Origin of the sequence: Vibrio sp. vnigr-6D03, assembly GCF_002835515.1 — a bacterium.
Lineage (GTDB): Bacteria > Pseudomonadota > Gammaproteobacteria > Enterobacterales > Vibrionaceae > Vibrio > Vibrio penaeicida.
The window spans coordinates 25,504-38,898 of the sequence record NZ_PIZL01000021.1; the positions used below are offsets into that span (position 1 = coordinate 25,504).

Below are 13,395 nucleotides of genomic sequence, written 5' to 3' on the forward strand. Positions count from 1 at the left end.
CGATGACCCATTTAATACAAGGCGTCGCAGTAAGAAATATCAACAGAGCGAATAAAAAAACTATTGAAGCGTTAGGGCAGTGCGGAGCAGCAACAGTCCATGAAGCGCAGGAGCGTATCGGGCACCTCAGTTCGGAATTAAGGCCCATATACAGAGGTGCAAGGATTTCAGGCAGTGCAGTGACCATTTTGGCTCAACCCGGTGACAATTGGATGGTTCATGTTGCGATAGAGCTCTGTGAACCGGGCGATATTTTGGTGATCGGTACGACATCGTCTTCCGATGATGGCTACTTTGGCGATTTATTAGCGACCTCGGCGCAAGCCAGAGGGGTGAAAGGATTAATTATTGATGCTGGTGTTCGCGATGTGCGAGACCTTGAAGAAATGGATTTTCCAGTTTGGTCAAGGGCGGTATCGATTAAAGGAACGGTCAAAAATACTCTCGGCTCGGTCAATGTTCCGATTGTGTGCGGTGGTCAAATGGTGATGCCCGGTGATGTGGTGGTCGCTGATGACGATGGGGTTTGTGTCGTTCCTCAACAGTTGGCAGAAACCACGTTAGAAGCCGCCCAGCAGCGTGAGGCAAACGAAGAAGAAAAACGTCAAAAATTGGCGAGCGGCGTACTGGGTTTGGATATGTATAACATGCGTCCCAAATTGGAAGCGGTTGGATTCCGATACTTAGATTCATTGGAGGATCTGAAATGAATGAAAATGCGTTAGTGATTGATTGTCATGGACATTACACCACGGCACCGAGTGAGCTCGGCGATTACCGAGAACAGCAGAAAAAAGAGCTCGCGGAAGATCCACTTTTTGAGCATGTAAAAGGCATAGTAGAAATCAGTGATGATCAAATACGCGAAAGCTTAGAAGGGGCGCAGTTAAAGCTTCAAACTGAACGTGGTTCTCACGTTACGATATTCTCGCCTCGTGCTAGCTGGATGGGTCACCACATTGGGAACCAGACGACCAGTAAATATTGGAGTGAGCATTGTAACGATCTGATTTATCGGATTACGCAGCTCTATCCCAAGAACTTTATTGGCGCAGCGCAATTGCCGCAATCGCCGAACTCCGATTTAAGAGCCAGTGCAGCAGAGCTGGAACGCTGCGTAACAGAATTGGGGTTTGTGGGCTGTAACTTAAGCCCAGATCCTTCAGGAGGGCATTGGACCGCTCCGCCGCTGGATGACCGCTATTACTACCCAATCTACGAGAAAATGTCGGAGTTGGGTGTGCCTGCCATGATCCATGTGAGTGGTTGTTGTCACCCTTGCTTCCATACAACAGGCTCGCATTACTTGGGCGCAGATACGGTGGCTTTTGAACAGTTGATGAAATCAAAAACACTGTTTAAAGATTTCCCCGATTTGAAATTTATTATTCCCCATGGGGGAGGCGCCGTTCCCTACCATTGGGGACGTTTCAGAGGCCTGTCCGATATGCTTGGGCTTCAACCATTAGAGGAGTTCATCAAAGATAATATTTACTTTGATACGTGTGTTTACCATCAGGAAGGCATCGACTTACTCAATGAGGTGGTACCAATAGAAAACATTCTCTTTGCTTCAGAAATGTTGGGCGCGGTCAGAGGTATTGATCCTAAGACGGGTCACTATTTTGATGATACGAAGCGCTACATTGACGGCTCAAGTTTATCGCAAGAAAACAAACAAAAAATATTGTCCGGGAATGTTCGGCAGGTTTTTTCTCGACTGGACAATCGATTAAAAGAGGTGGGTTTGTTATGAGAGACGAGCGTGATTACGACGACATTCCAGGGACTTATGTATTTGATGGTGAACAATCGCGAAAAGGCTACCATTTGAACATGTTTTGTATGTCTTTGAACAAGCAAGAAAATCGCGATGAATTTGAAAAGGATGAGCAAGCTTACGTCAATAAATACGCTTTGACGGAAGAACAAAAGCAAGCCGTACTGAACCGAGAATGGCTAGAAATGCTGAAGTTAGGTGGCAACATTTATTACACCTTTAAACTGGCCATTTTCGATGGGCTGACCATGCAACATGCCGGTGCCGCGATGTCGGGAACCGAGATGACGGTCGAAGAGTTTAGGCAAATGATGCTAGACGGCGGACGCTCAATAAAGGGGAACCGCAGTAAAAAAGAACAGGGGAATCAAAATGGCTAAAGTTATTGCAGGGGTAGGCACTTCGCATATCCCATTGGTCGGCGCCACAATGGACAACAACACAATGACTGGTGACTATTGGCAGCCCTTTGTTGATGGTATTCAACCAGCTCGCGAATGGATGGAACAAGTAAAACCAGATGTGTGCATTATCGTTTATAACGATCACGCGTCCGCGTTCTCTCTTGAGTCTATCTCTACCTTCTCTATTGGGGTCGCGCCCGAATTTCAACCTGCCGACGAAGGGTACGGGCCCCGTAAGGTACCGGCGTGTAAGGGAAACTCTGAATTGGCGTGGCACATAGCCGAGTCTTTGATCCTCGACGAATTCGACATGACCATTGTTAACGAAATGCCAGTGGACCACGGTTTGACGGTTCCTTTGTCCATCATGTACGGAAAACCCGAGTCGTGGCCATGCCAAGTCATTCCCTTGGCTGTTAATGTTGTGCAGTACCCACAACCTACGGGCAACCGTTGCTACAACTTAGGCAAGGCAATCCGAAAAGCGGTGGAATCTTTCCCTAAAGATCTGAACGTTGTGGTGTTTGGTACGGGAGGGTTGTCACACCAATTGCAAGGAGAGCGTGCAGGCTTAATTAACGTTGATTACGACATCAATTGGTTAAACCAATTTGTGAACGATCCTGAATCTATTAAGGACATTCCGCATACCGAGTATATTCGAGAGACTGGCTCTGAAGGCATAGAGGCCATTATGTGGCTGGTGATGCGTGGCGCCCTGCAATCTAATGTGGATGAAGTTCACCGATTTACTCATGCCCCAATATCAAACACACACTATGCCATGACGCTGTTAGAAAATACCGCTGAGCGCGTAACAAAAAAAGGACGTTAGAATGAAAATTTGCCTAGTTGGAGAAGGCGCGTTTGGTCATAAACACCTCGACGCTATAAAAAACATAGACGATGTTGAAGTCGTAAGTATTGCTGGTGGCGTAAAAGAAAGTACTGAATTAACGGCAAAAAAATACGGAGTTGCGCATTGGACACTGGATCTAGAAGAGGCACTCGCGCAGCCGGGTGTAGAAGCTGCCATTATTACATCGCCAACTCCAATTCACGCTAAGCAGGCTTTGCAAGTAATGAAAGCCGGCAAACACGTGATGATAGAAATCCCGATGGCGGATTCTTTGGCGGATGCGGAATCCATCTGCCAGATGCAAAACGAGACAGGTTTGATCGCGATGGCGGGGCATACACGCCGTTTTAATCCTAGCCACCAATACGTCCACAACAAAATCAAACAGGGTGAAATGAGCATTCAGCAAATGGATGTACAAACCTACTTTTTCCGTAGGAAAAATTTGAATGCGTTGGGGCAACCAAGAAGTTGGACAGATCACTTATTGTGGCACCATGCCTGCCATACTGTGGATCTATTTTCTTATCAAACGGGTGAAGAAATCGTTCAAGTTCAAGCGATGGAGGGGCCTAAACACCCAGAGTTGGGTATTGCGATGGACATGAGCATTGGGCTAAAAACAGAATCTGGTGCGATTTGTACACTGTCGCTTTCGTTCAATAATGACGGTCCTCTTGGCACGTTCTTTCGTTATATTTGTGATAATGGCACTTACATCGCACGTTACGATGATCTTGTTGATGGTAAAGAAAACCCGATCGACGTTTCAAATGTCGATGTATCAATGAATGGAATCGAATTGCAAGACAGGGAGTTCTTTGCGGCAATTCGTGAAAAAAGAGAGCCCAATGCCAGCGTTCATCAAGCGTTGTCTGCGATGAAGGTACTCGATCAAATTGAAAACTTATTGAATCTCTCGAATAAATAAACAGCAATATCAATCAAGGATGAGTATGGAAACGCGACGTATAGGATCATTGAATGTGTCACCTATTGGGTTAGGGTGCATGAGCATGTCTATGGGATATGGTCCTGCAGACGACGCGACCTCGGCGAAGTTATTGAATCGAGCCCTCGATGTGGGGTATCGATTTTTGGATACTGCTTCGATGTATGGCAGAGGTCACAACGAATCTTTGATTGGAGAAACGCTCAGGTCGCGACGCGATGAATATGTGCTGGCGAGTAAATGTGGGTTTGTTAAAGACCCTCAAGGCAAAGCCATTATTGACGGACGTCCTGACACGTTAAAGGCGCAATGTGAAGCCAGCCTGAAACGATTGAAAACGGATGTTATCGATCTCTATTACCTTCATCGCTTGGATCCCAATGTACCCATCGAAGAAAGCGTTGGTGCTTTAGGCGATTTAGTTCGTGAAGGGAAAATCCGAGAAATAGGGTTGTCTGAAATATCCAGTAGTACGTTAAGCCGAGCTCATAAGGAGTACGCTGTTGCAGCGGTTCAATCTGAATACTCGTTATGGTCTCGCACTCCGGAATTTCGCCTGTTACAAACCTGCACCGATTTAGGTGTTACGTTCGTTCCTTTTTCTCCCTTGGGGCGTCAATTCTTCACAGGTAAGGCATTGGATGTCACCCAATTGCCCGACAATGATATTCGGTGTACAAACGCCAGACCGCGTTTTGAACCGCTTGCTTTTCAACAAAATAAACAGCTGTTGGTCCCTTTTAAAAAGCTTGCGGAGCAACTTGGGTGCTCTATGGCACAGTTGTCGTTAGCATGGTTGACGAATCAAGCTGATTCGAACGGTAATAAAACGTTAGTTCCCATTCCGGGCACTAAAACTATTCAATATATGGAAGAAAATATCGGCGCTTCCGATTTGGTATTGGATGAACAAACGCTCGTTATGTTGGACCAAATGATCAACGAACAGCTCGTAGTTGGTCAACGTTATACAGATGCGATCATGTCTTCGACAGATTCAGAAAATGACCGAGCACTTGCAGTAAGTTCATTATCTTAGCCACTCTTCTTGTGCTGATAACTTTTGAGTTGATAACCATCGCTACTGACACCCCCTGTCAGGGAAACGGTTCATTATCGGTTCTCAAATAAGTGAAGAGTATAAAGCTATGAAAATGAACTATTTCGTTGTAGGAACCAATAACATTGAAGCCGCGAACACATTCTATGATTCGCTATTCGAAAATACAGGGCTTAGCCAAGTGTTGGCGACGGATAGAATGACCTACTGGCAAGATGAAAACCAAGACTTTGCGTTTGCAGTGGCTATCCCTTTTGATAAGGAAGCCGCCACCAATGGAAACGGAACAATGGTTGGTTTTAGCGTTGGATCCACCAATGAAGTAAAAAGGCTCTATGAAAAAGCCATTGAATTAGGTGGTACTTGTGAAGGAGAGCCAAACCAGCGTGGTCCTCGTTTTTCTGCGTATGTTAGGGATCTCGACAAGAATAAACTGGTTTTTGCTGACTAGGTCGACAGGCTCTTAACATTTAAGACTCGACTTACCGATGCTTTATATAGCTGGCTGATTTGCCCAATAGCAACGGTACTCCAGAGCTTCTGCGTCAATCCAGCGCAGAAGCTTTTTGTTTTCTGAGCTTAGCTAGAAATCGCTATTTCTTAGTTCTTCGATGTGCTTCTCAAAACTTCTATAAATCTTTTTGATGTGATTAGCTGTGTATACAGAGTGTGAGTATGATTGCCGCCATTAAATACCTATGAGTTTGAGGTGGCTGGTTTCTCCGCGTCTCCGCTCATCCCAATACAACCAAGTTATTCGATGGATGACCATCAAGGAGTGAATAATTGCATTGGCTGAAAGTAAAGAAAGACCCTTCATCACCTTATATCTTTAGCTTTCCTCACAGCGGTGTCGAGCTGTGTGAAGAAGCACTCAACAACTTGTCAGACTTAGGTCGACGCTCTCTACCCAATATGGATTGGCACTTGAATGAGCTTTATGATTTTCTCGATGAATATAACGTAAACATCATTTCCACGAGCATGAGTCGATATGTGGTCGACCTAAATAGAGAGCTAAAAAAAGATTCGTTTGGCGAGTTTAAACAAGCCATCGTTTACGAGCGAAATACTTGGGGGGAGGAGATATACCGAGTAAAACCTTCTACCTCTGAAGTTTCTAAGAGAATCGAATCCTTTTATCTCCCTTATCATTCCGCACTGGATGAACTAATAAAAAGCGCTATACAGCGATTCGGCGTTGCCTACCTAATTGACTTACACAGTTTTATGGGGCCTTTAAGCTGTGATATTTGCTTAGGCAATGTTCATGGAAAAAGCTCTTCACCGGAATTTTTAGAGAAACTAAACACCTCATTCGAACGCAATGGTTTTGAAACTGAGTTAAACAATGTATTCACTGGAGGGTATATCACTGCAAAATACTGCAATAACCCAAATGTTGAAGCCATTCAAGTTGAGTTGCGCTACACCAACTATTTACCGAGTGAAGGGTGGGAGAGCAAAACAGTTCCCGAGATCAACCAAGCCATTTTCGACAAAGCAAAATCAAGGCTTAAACAAGTCTTTTTGGATTCAAATTTGATTTGTGATGACCAAAGCAAAGTGAAAGGGAGTGTTAGGTGAAACTAACGATTTTAAATGCATCGGGAAAGCTTGATGGTCTGGATACAGAATTAGAACGCTACTTTCACCTTGCGTCTAAACCATTATGCAAATATTTCGATTTGGATGATGTCGACGTTACGCTAAGCCCCTATGAAAAAGGGGAAGCACCGAACTCAGGTATTGGTGGATGGGCGATCAATCGTTATCGTATCGAAATCATGTTGGATACCGACAGAGATGACGTCAAAAGCATCATTGCGAAAGAGTTTGGGGCAGTTCTGGCACACGAAGTAAACCATATCGAACGTATGAAGTTGGGGCTTCCTGGAGATACGTTAGCTGAAAACTTGGTTTACGAGGGGTTAGCGTGTCACTTCGAACAAAGGTTTAATGGTGGTGTGATTCCATCACTGTTTACTGGCATGGAAGACGTATGTTGGCGCAATCTACTTGAAGAAATGGAGCTTAAGCTGACTAGCAAAGACTTTAATTTTGCTGAATATTTCTTTGGTACCGATAACGGAAGATTTCCTAAATACGCTGGGTATTGGGTTGGTTTCAACTTAATTGCGCAATACATAGAAGAGCACGGTGTCACCGAAGAAATCGCACTGAGTTTGCCCGCGGATGCTTTTTTTACTCAATGACGCTCTCGTTCAACTTCTTCGAAGGCGAAACAAAGCTTCGAAGGCGAAACAAAAGCTCGAGCGTTAAATAAAAACTTGGAGAGTTAAATAAAAGCTTGGAGCGCTGAACAAAACGCGTGGGTAGCCACTCAATGCCTGATATGATGCGTTCTTTGTGCCATTTCAGACTGCATGTTGATAGGAATAACGCTCCATGACTCAATCTCAACCAAATAATCCACTTCACGGACTCACGTTAGAAAAAATACTCACGCGGCTTGTTGAGCACTACGGCTGGGATGGGTTATATAACGAGATTAATGTGAACTGCTTTTACAATGACCCATCGATAAAGTCGTCACTCAAATTTCTAAGAAAGACCCAATGGGCCCGCGACAAAGTCGAGTCTCTTTATATCCAAACATTCAATTAAATTGAAGGAGAAACGGAGTGCGGATAAGGAAAGCCACAGTAGAAGATGCCAGCCTCTTACTTGATTTGATTAAGGAAAAAGCAGAATTTGATCGCCAGATGAAAGGATTCTCTGGTGAAGTTACGACAACCGTAGACAAAATCGAATCAACACTATTTGGTCCCCAACCCTTTGCTCACGCCATTTTGCTTGAGGTAGAAAATCGTGTGAAGGGTTTTGCTTTGTACCATTATCGGTATTCATCATTTAGCGGCACACCTTCTGTTTGGCTCGACGATTTATTGGTTGTGGGAGAGCATCGGTCTAAAGGATATGGTCGTCATATTCTGAAAACCCTATTTGAAATCGCCGAAGAGCATTCCGTTTCCCATATTTCGTGGACGGCAAGCCCGTTGAATAAACGTGCTCATCAATTTTATGTAGGGTTGGGTGCCACCATTGAGCGATGGGAAGGGGAGAGACCTTATTTCCATTGGCTCATAAATACAAAGTAATGGGTTTAACATGAGTTGTGAGTTGGCAGGTGACGAAACGTTGAATATCGTGATTAGGGAAGCAGAGGTGTCAGACGCATTGGGCATCATCAACATACTGAATCCGATCATTGAAGAGGGGCGCTTCACCATATTGGATAAAACCTTTTCTCTGAAGGAAGAAGAAGCGTTTATTCGACAATTCCCAACACGCGGTGTGTTTCAGGTCGCGGTATTAGAAAAGTGCAATACTGTGGTCGGTTTTCAAAATGTAGAGCCCTTTGCGACTTATACCCAAGTAACCTCAAGGTGCTAGGTTCAGCGAGAGTTAACTGGCTTTCAGTCAAGGCATCGATTTGAAGATCTAGTGGTTCTAAATCAAGAATCGATAACGCAGTATGAAAGCCAGTTAAACTCGCCCTTGGGAGCCCATATTCTGCCTCACTTCCTCGTCAAAGAACTTGGAAAGGACTCATCATTCCGCTGCGTTCTTTTCCTTGAATTGAAACAGAATATGAGGCTCTGAATCCTGCACCTTGAGGTCACTTGGGTATACACTAACGCATTCGATCATGTTGGTGTAATCGGTACTTTCGTGGATAGCCAATTTCGAAGGCAAGGTATCGCAAAGCAATTGTTTCAAGCGACGTTCTATTCAGCGAAAGATAAAGGATACGAGAAGTTGTTTGCGTACGTGAGAGGAGACAACGACAGGGCGCTGTCAACGTATCTAAATCACGGGTTTGAAGTCATCGGGACAGCAAAAAGCCATGCAAAAATGCGTGGCAAGCTGATAGATGAAATATTGATTGAAAAGTTCCTCTAGGTAACCCGTCGTAGTCAGGGGGAACCTATCACCTATCTCCCGTCACTTCCAATTTAGTCTTGATGAAATCTTTATGATCAACATAAAGTAATTCAGCCGCTTTTCGGATGACGGATTCTTCTAGAGGATCCAAATGCTTATCGGCATATGCGACCTCCCACAAAGCTTTGATGACAGTAATGCGTTCTGGTTGACCAAGGTGTCTGAGTTGAGAAGTAAACTCATAGAGAGAAGAGACATCTTTTGACTGATTCTTAGCTTGATCCAATAAGGCTTTCGCTTCTGCTTCATCCACTTCGAGTACTTTCTTTAGCATGGACAAAGTAGCTTTTTCTTCCGATTCATCAATGTGGTGATCAGCTCCAGACACTTCAAAAAACAGTGAGGCAATGGCCAAATTGGGGTTGGTCGATTCGCCTGAATTCAGATCGCTGCCTTCAGTAAGCTGCTTAAAAATTTTAGATAGAGTAGAGATCATCTTTATCTCCTAACGATTGGCATTATTTAAACTTGAAGCTCTGATTAACTTTGGGGCAAAGACCGTCAATTGCAAGTTGCGATAGTCAATGATCCAAGCATTGATCCTCTCATACTGATGTGGATGAAAATGATAATTTGAAGTAAATCACGATTATTGAAATTGGGTAGATGACGTATTTCTAAGATTTTTTGTTAATAGGTTATTGAATAATAAATATTTAAAATGAATTCTATCCGTATATCTTATGTCTTATATAAGACATAAGATATAAAATCCTATTGATTGCAAATTAATCGATTGGTACTTTGGATCTCAACATCAATAAGTCATAAGAACATATGCCTGAGAGAGGGTTTTCAGGTGGTCTAAATAACGCAACTAAGGACAGAGATATGAGCGAAACACACTTCCTAGTTCACGATGTAAACGATAGCGTGGGCGTAATGGTGGTTGAGAATGTTGTAAAAGGCATGCAAGTCACCGGATACATGATGGATACCGATGAAGAGATCGTTTTGACCGCACTGAATGACATTCCCCTTGGTCACAAAATTGCTTTGAGGGATCTTGATGTGGGCGACACCATTATCAAGTACAACGAAGACATGGGCAAAGTCGTGGAATCTATCTCTGCTGGCGGTCACGCTCACGTTCACAATATTAAAACCAAGCGCTGGTAATCAAAGGAGTGATAAAAATGAAACGTAATACATTTATGGGTTACCGTCGCGAAAACGGTCGAGTGGGCGTACGTAACCATGTACTGATTCTTCCGTTGGATGATATTTCAAACGCAGCGTGTGAATCCGTTGCCAATAACATTAAAGGCACCATCGCTATTCCACACGCATATGGTCGTTTGCAATTCGGTGCCGATCTTGATTTGCATTTCAGAACCATTATTGGAACGGGGGCGAATCCAAACGTTGCCGCAGTAGTGGTCATTGGTATCGAGCCAGGTTGGACACAGAAGGTAGTGGATGGCATTGCTGAAACGGGCAAACCAGTAAAAGGGTTTTCGATTGAGCAAAACGGCGACATTAACACTGTGGCTGCGGCGTCTCGTACGGCAAAAGAGTTTGTCCACTATGCGACAGCATTAAGCCGAGAAGAGTGCCCAATTAGTGACTTATGGGTCGCTGTGAAATGTGGTGAATCGGATACGACGTCTGGTTTATCTGCTAACCCAACGGTGGGTAACTTCATCGACAAGATGAACGAAGCGGGTGCGACAACATGCTTTGGAGAAACATCGGAAATCACGGGTGCCGAGCAGATTGTTAAAGGTCGTGCGGCTACGCCAGAAGCTGGCGAGAAGTTTATGAAAACTTGGTCATCCTATAACGAGTTTATTCTGGCAGAGAAAACAAACGATCTTTCTGACTCGCAACCGACGAAAGGGAACATCGAAGGTGGCTTAACCACGATTGAAGAGAAAGCGCTCGGTAACGTGCAAAAAATCGGTAAGAAAACACAGTATGTAGACGTGTTAGAGCCAGCTGAAACACCAGCGAAAGGCCCTGGTTTGTACTTTATGGATACTTCTTCTGCCGCAGCAGAATGTAACACTCTACAAGCCGCTGGTGGCTATGCGGTTCACCTATTCCCAACGGGGCAAGGTAACGTAATTGGCAACCCAATTATGCCTGTGCTTAAGATCACCGGAAACCCAAGAACAGTGCGTACAATGAGTGAGCATATTGATCACGATGTGTCTGCAATTTTACGCCACGAAATGACGTTGGATGAAGCTGGAGATGAATTGATCGAAATGGTTATAGACACAGCAAATGGTCGTAATACCTGTGCTGAAGTTCTTGGTCATGTTGAATTTTCACTCACGAAGTTGTATCGAAGCGCATAGCGATTTTCGAATCCACGGTCACTTATATCAATCACTCCCAAGCCTTTCTTTTTAGAAAGGCTTTTTCGTGTTTGGTTGAGGGAGCAAGGGCTCTACAAAAACGAATACCTTACAGAATTGGCTGCAGGAGAATGACGCAAGTTTACGAGGTGTTCTTCTAGCTCAGTTCGTTCAAGTAACAATGCTGATCGGTATGGCAGCGCGTGACCCTAAGTTCCACCGCTTCTCCATTCAAAGCGTATGCCACACGTTTGGCTTCTAGCAGTGGTGTTCCAGTCTTTATCTCTAGGTGGGTTTCTTCTATCTCGTTTGACAAAACGGCTCTCAGCTTTTCGATAACTTTAACCACAGACAACCCAAATTCACGCTGGTAAAAGCTATATAGCGTATTGGGAAGTTCATCGGTTAGCGGCATGTTAGCGAACAGCTTTTCTGGCAGAGAGATGGTCTCGTATATGACAGGAACACCTTCAAGTGCGCGAGTTCGAGTAATTCGAATAACTTGTTCTTCATCGGATAAATCCAACGATTCGCTTTCGAGAAGAGTGGCAGGGTAGCGATTGAAGTCGAGTATTGTACTTTCGGGAAGGTGACGTTTCCCTTGTAAATCAACTAATCGAAAGAAATGGTAGAGCGGTTGTTCTTGTGTGTGTTCGGCTACGTAAGTGCCTTTACCTTGTCGACGAACTACCAACTTTTCCGCTGCCAATTCATCCAGGGCCTTCCTTACTGTACCTTGGCTGACTTGCAATTCATCCGCTAACTGAAATTCACTGGGTAAAGGGCTACCCGGTAACCACACTTTATCGATCAATCTTTGTATCAAAAGCTCTTTTACTTGCATGTACAAAGGAAGAAAGTGGGTGGGTTTATTCATGAGATGTGTGCTCTTTACTCGTTCGTTTCTTAAGCTTCATATTAACAATCAAGAGGTAAGCTGTCTGTAGTGGAATGGAATAAATACAGTGTTTTGAGCGAATTTAGGTGTGATACCAGTTAGAAAAATCCCTAGTGGTTTTCTAGGGATTTTTTAGGAACGGTTTGTTGCGTTAGGCACTTACATCGAGAATGATTTTGGCTGCTGCGGTTCGGTTGTTATCAAGGTCATCAAAAGCCTGACTTCCCAAACTTAAAGGGCGCTCCTCAATCCACGATAACTCACCCAATGCACCACGGTGTAAAGCATCTACGGCTGAAATCATATCCAGTTGAGTGTAAGAAAATGAACCCAAAACAGCGACTTCTTGAAGGGTCATTTTCCGTACATCGAATTCACCAAAGGAATCTTGTAACCCCACATGCATGAATACGCCACCCTGTTTAACCGCGTTCATCCCCGCATTGCGTGTATGGCTAGAGCCTACTGCATCGACAACCACATCAATACTAGATTCATCAACGGGTTCGTCTTTAGCTGGGTTGTGTAAGTCAGTAATTCCAGAAACCCTAGCGGTGTTTAGCCTTTGCGCATTCGTATCACTCAGAATAATGTGTCTTGCGCCTTTTAGTTTGAGAAAAAGGGCGCAAAGCAACCCGATGGACCCGCCACCAATGACCATTGCTGTGCTTTCACTTAACGTCCGGTGCATGTGTTTTTCCACCAGCGCTATGGCGTGTAAAGCCGTTGCTGCGGGTTCGGCTAAGGCGGCATGTTCTGGTTTCATCCCCTCAGGCACTGGAATAAGGTTGGTTTCCGGTATCACCGTATATTCGGCAAACGCACCTGGCATTTTTAACCCAATGGCCGTTCGATTTTTACACAAATTAGTTCTGCCGCTTAAGCAGTCGGCGCACTCCATGCATGTAATCAAAGGGTTAAGGACAACTCGCTTGTTCAAGTACTTACCATTCATGGCAATACCACAGGCTTCATGCCCAAGAATCAAAGGGGGTACGCGTCTTGGGTCGTGTCCGTGATAAGCGTGCATATCGGAACCGCAAATGCCCGCTTTCTCTATTTTCACCAATACCTCGCCTTCCTGCGGGGTAGGCGTGTTTTGCATTTCAAAGGTGACTTCGTTTTTATTGGTATAAACGAGTGCTTTCATGATTCTATCCTTTTTAAATT

Annotated in this window: 17 protein-coding genes and 1 pseudogene; 15 read left to right on the forward strand and 3 right to left on the reverse strand. The window is 44.4% G+C overall.

Annotated features, from left to right (window positions below; genetic code table 11):
* Positions 1-2 precede the first annotated feature (2 nt).
* The 13 genes and pseudogenes from CW749_RS18070 to CW749_RS18125 all read left to right on the forward strand — a co-directional run.
* Positions 3-710, forward strand: a complete 708-nt coding sequence (locus CW749_RS18070) for a 4-carboxy-4-hydroxy-2-oxoadipate aldolase/oxaloacetate decarboxylase (RefSeq protein ID WP_101113671.1) — start codon at positions 3-5, stop codon at positions 708-710.
* A complete protein-coding gene (locus CW749_RS18075; protein ID WP_101113672.1) occupies positions 707-1,756 on the forward strand; it encodes an amidohydrolase family protein in 1,050 nt (349 codons plus the stop codon). The genes CW749_RS18070 and CW749_RS18075 overlap by 4 nt, the downstream gene beginning before the upstream one ends.
* Positions 1,753-2,160 (forward strand): protocatechuate 4,5-dioxygenase subunit alpha, encoded by a 408-nt coding sequence (gene ligA, locus CW749_RS18080; protein WP_101113673.1) that lies wholly within the window; start codon positions 1,753-1,755, stop codon positions 2,158-2,160. Before CW749_RS18075 ends, ligA begins: the two co-directional genes overlap by 4 nt.
* A complete protein-coding gene (locus CW749_RS18085; protein WP_101113674.1) occupies positions 2,153-3,019 on the forward strand; it encodes a class III extradiol dioxygenase subunit beta in 867 nt (288 codons plus the stop codon). Before ligA ends, CW749_RS18085 begins: the two co-directional genes overlap by 8 nt.
* Before the next feature lies 1 nt (position 3,020).
* On the forward strand, positions 3,021-3,974 hold the full coding sequence (locus CW749_RS18090) for a Gfo/Idh/MocA family oxidoreductase (RefSeq protein WP_101113675.1): 954 nt from the start codon (positions 3,021-3,023) through the stop codon (positions 3,972-3,974).
* Positions 3,975-3,999: 25 nt separating this feature from the next.
* Positions 4,000-5,034: an aldo/keto reductase gene (locus CW749_RS18095; protein WP_101113676.1), complete on the forward strand. Its 1,035-nt coding sequence runs from the start codon at positions 4,000-4,002 to the stop codon at positions 5,032-5,034.
* Positions 5,035-5,143: 109 nt separating this feature from the next.
* Complete coding sequence (locus CW749_RS18100) at positions 5,144-5,506, forward strand: VOC family protein (RefSeq protein ID WP_101113677.1); 363 nt, start codon at positions 5,144-5,146, stop codon at positions 5,504-5,506.
* A gap of 335 nt (positions 5,507-5,841) precedes the next feature.
* A complete protein-coding gene (locus CW749_RS18105) occupies positions 5,842-6,642 on the forward strand; it encodes an N-formylglutamate amidohydrolase (RefSeq protein ID WP_101113678.1) in 801 nt (266 codons plus the stop codon).
* Positions 6,639-7,271 (forward strand): DUF2268 domain-containing putative Zn-dependent protease, encoded by a 633-nt coding sequence (locus tag CW749_RS18110; protein WP_101113679.1) that lies wholly within the window; start codon positions 6,639-6,641, stop codon positions 7,269-7,271. Before CW749_RS18105 ends, CW749_RS18110 begins: the two co-directional genes overlap by 4 nt.
* 193 nt (positions 7,272-7,464) lie before the next feature.
* On the forward strand, positions 7,465-7,683 hold the full coding sequence (locus CW749_RS18115) for a VF530 family protein (protein ID WP_101113680.1): 219 nt from the start codon (positions 7,465-7,467) through the stop codon (positions 7,681-7,683).
* Positions 7,684-7,700: 17 nt separating this feature from the next.
* A complete protein-coding gene (locus CW749_RS18120) occupies positions 7,701-8,177 on the forward strand; it encodes a GNAT family N-acetyltransferase (protein WP_101113681.1) in 477 nt (158 codons plus the stop codon).
* A gap of 10 nt (positions 8,178-8,187) precedes the next feature.
* A complete protein-coding gene (locus CW749_RS28235; RefSeq protein WP_180958436.1) occupies positions 8,188-8,472 on the forward strand; it encodes a hypothetical protein in 285 nt (94 codons plus the stop codon).
* Between the two features lie 237 nt (positions 8,473-8,709).
* Positions 8,710-8,982: pseudogene (locus CW749_RS18125) on the forward strand (GNAT family N-acetyltransferase); the annotation flags it as partial.
* Between the two features lie 28 nt (positions 8,983-9,010).
* Here the strand turns inward: CW749_RS18125 and CW749_RS18130 are convergent.
* Positions 9,011-9,460 (reverse strand): TerB family tellurite resistance protein, encoded by a 450-nt coding sequence (locus CW749_RS18130; RefSeq protein WP_101113683.1) that lies wholly within the window; start codon positions 9,458-9,460, stop codon positions 9,011-9,013.
* 395 nt (positions 9,461-9,855) lie between these two features.
* Here CW749_RS18130 and CW749_RS18135 point away from each other — a divergent pair, with 395 nt between their 5' ends.
* Together CW749_RS18135 and CW749_RS18140 are read left to right on the forward strand one after the other, a co-directional pair.
* Entirely contained in the window at positions 9,856-10,143 is a 288-nt protein-coding gene (locus CW749_RS18135; RefSeq protein WP_101113684.1) for a UxaA family hydrolase, read from the forward strand.
* Between the two features lie 17 nt (positions 10,144-10,160).
* Positions 10,161-11,327 (forward strand): UxaA family hydrolase, encoded by a 1,167-nt coding sequence (locus CW749_RS18140; RefSeq protein ID WP_101113685.1) that lies wholly within the window; start codon positions 10,161-10,163, stop codon positions 11,325-11,327.
* Between the two features lie 157 nt (positions 11,328-11,484).
* Here CW749_RS18140 and CW749_RS18145 read toward each other — a convergent pair whose 3' ends face one another.
* Positions 11,485-12,204 carry a GntR family transcriptional regulator gene (locus CW749_RS18145; protein WP_101113686.1) on the reverse strand — a complete coding sequence of 240 codons (720 nt, stop codon included), beginning with the start codon at positions 12,202-12,204 and terminating at the stop codon, positions 11,485-11,487.
* Positions 12,205-12,376: 172 nt separating this feature from the next.
* Complete coding sequence (locus tag CW749_RS18150) at positions 12,377-13,375, reverse strand: alcohol dehydrogenase catalytic domain-containing protein (RefSeq protein WP_101113687.1); 999 nt, start codon at positions 13,373-13,375, stop codon at positions 12,377-12,379.
* Positions 13,376-13,395: the final 20 nt, after the last annotated feature.

Excerpts from the sequence above, each read along its gene's own strand:
- CW749_RS18135 (WP_101113684.1), top strand. The coding sequence starts at position 9,856 with ATGAGCGAAACACACTTCCTAGTTCACGATGTAAACGATAGCGTGGGC.
- CW749_RS18085 (WP_101113674.1), top strand. The coding sequence starts at position 2,153 with ATGGCTAAAGTTATTGCAGGGGTAGGCACTTCGCATATCCCATTGGTC.
- CW749_RS28235 (WP_180958436.1), top strand. The coding sequence starts at position 8,188 with ATGAGTTGTGAGTTGGCAGGTGACGAAACGTTGAATATCGTGATTAGG.
- CW749_RS18095 (WP_101113676.1), top strand. The coding sequence starts at position 4,000 with ATGGAAACGCGACGTATAGGATCATTGAATGTGTCACCTATTGGGTTA.
- CW749_RS18130 (WP_101113683.1), bottom strand. The coding sequence starts at position 9,460 with ATGATCTCTACTCTATCTAAAATTTTTAAGCAGCTTACTGAAGGCAGC.
- CW749_RS18075 (WP_101113672.1), top strand. The coding sequence starts at position 707 with ATGAATGAAAATGCGTTAGTGATTGATTGTCATGGACATTACACCACG.
- CW749_RS18115 (WP_101113680.1), top strand. The coding sequence starts at position 7,465 with ATGACTCAATCTCAACCAAATAATCCACTTCACGGACTCACGTTAGAA.
- CW749_RS18150 (WP_101113687.1), bottom strand. The coding sequence starts at position 13,375 with ATGAAAGCACTCGTTTATACCAATAAAAACGAAGTCACCTTTGAAATG.
- CW749_RS18100 (WP_101113677.1), top strand. The coding sequence starts at position 5,144 with ATGAAAATGAACTATTTCGTTGTAGGAACCAATAACATTGAAGCCGCG.
- CW749_RS18070 (WP_101113671.1), top strand. The coding sequence starts at position 3 with ATGACCCATTTAATACAAGGCGTCGCAGTAAGAAATATCAACAGAGCG.
- CW749_RS18145 (WP_101113686.1), bottom strand. The coding sequence starts at position 12,204 with ATGAATAAACCCACCCACTTTCTTCCTTTGTACATGCAAGTAAAAGAG.
- CW749_RS18140 (WP_101113685.1), top strand. The coding sequence starts at position 10,161 with ATGAAACGTAATACATTTATGGGTTACCGTCGCGAAAACGGTCGAGTG.
- ligA (WP_101113673.1), top strand. The coding sequence starts at position 1,753 with ATGAGAGACGAGCGTGATTACGACGACATTCCAGGGACTTATGTATTT.
- CW749_RS18090 (WP_101113675.1), top strand. The coding sequence starts at position 3,021 with ATGAAAATTTGCCTAGTTGGAGAAGGCGCGTTTGGTCATAAACACCTC.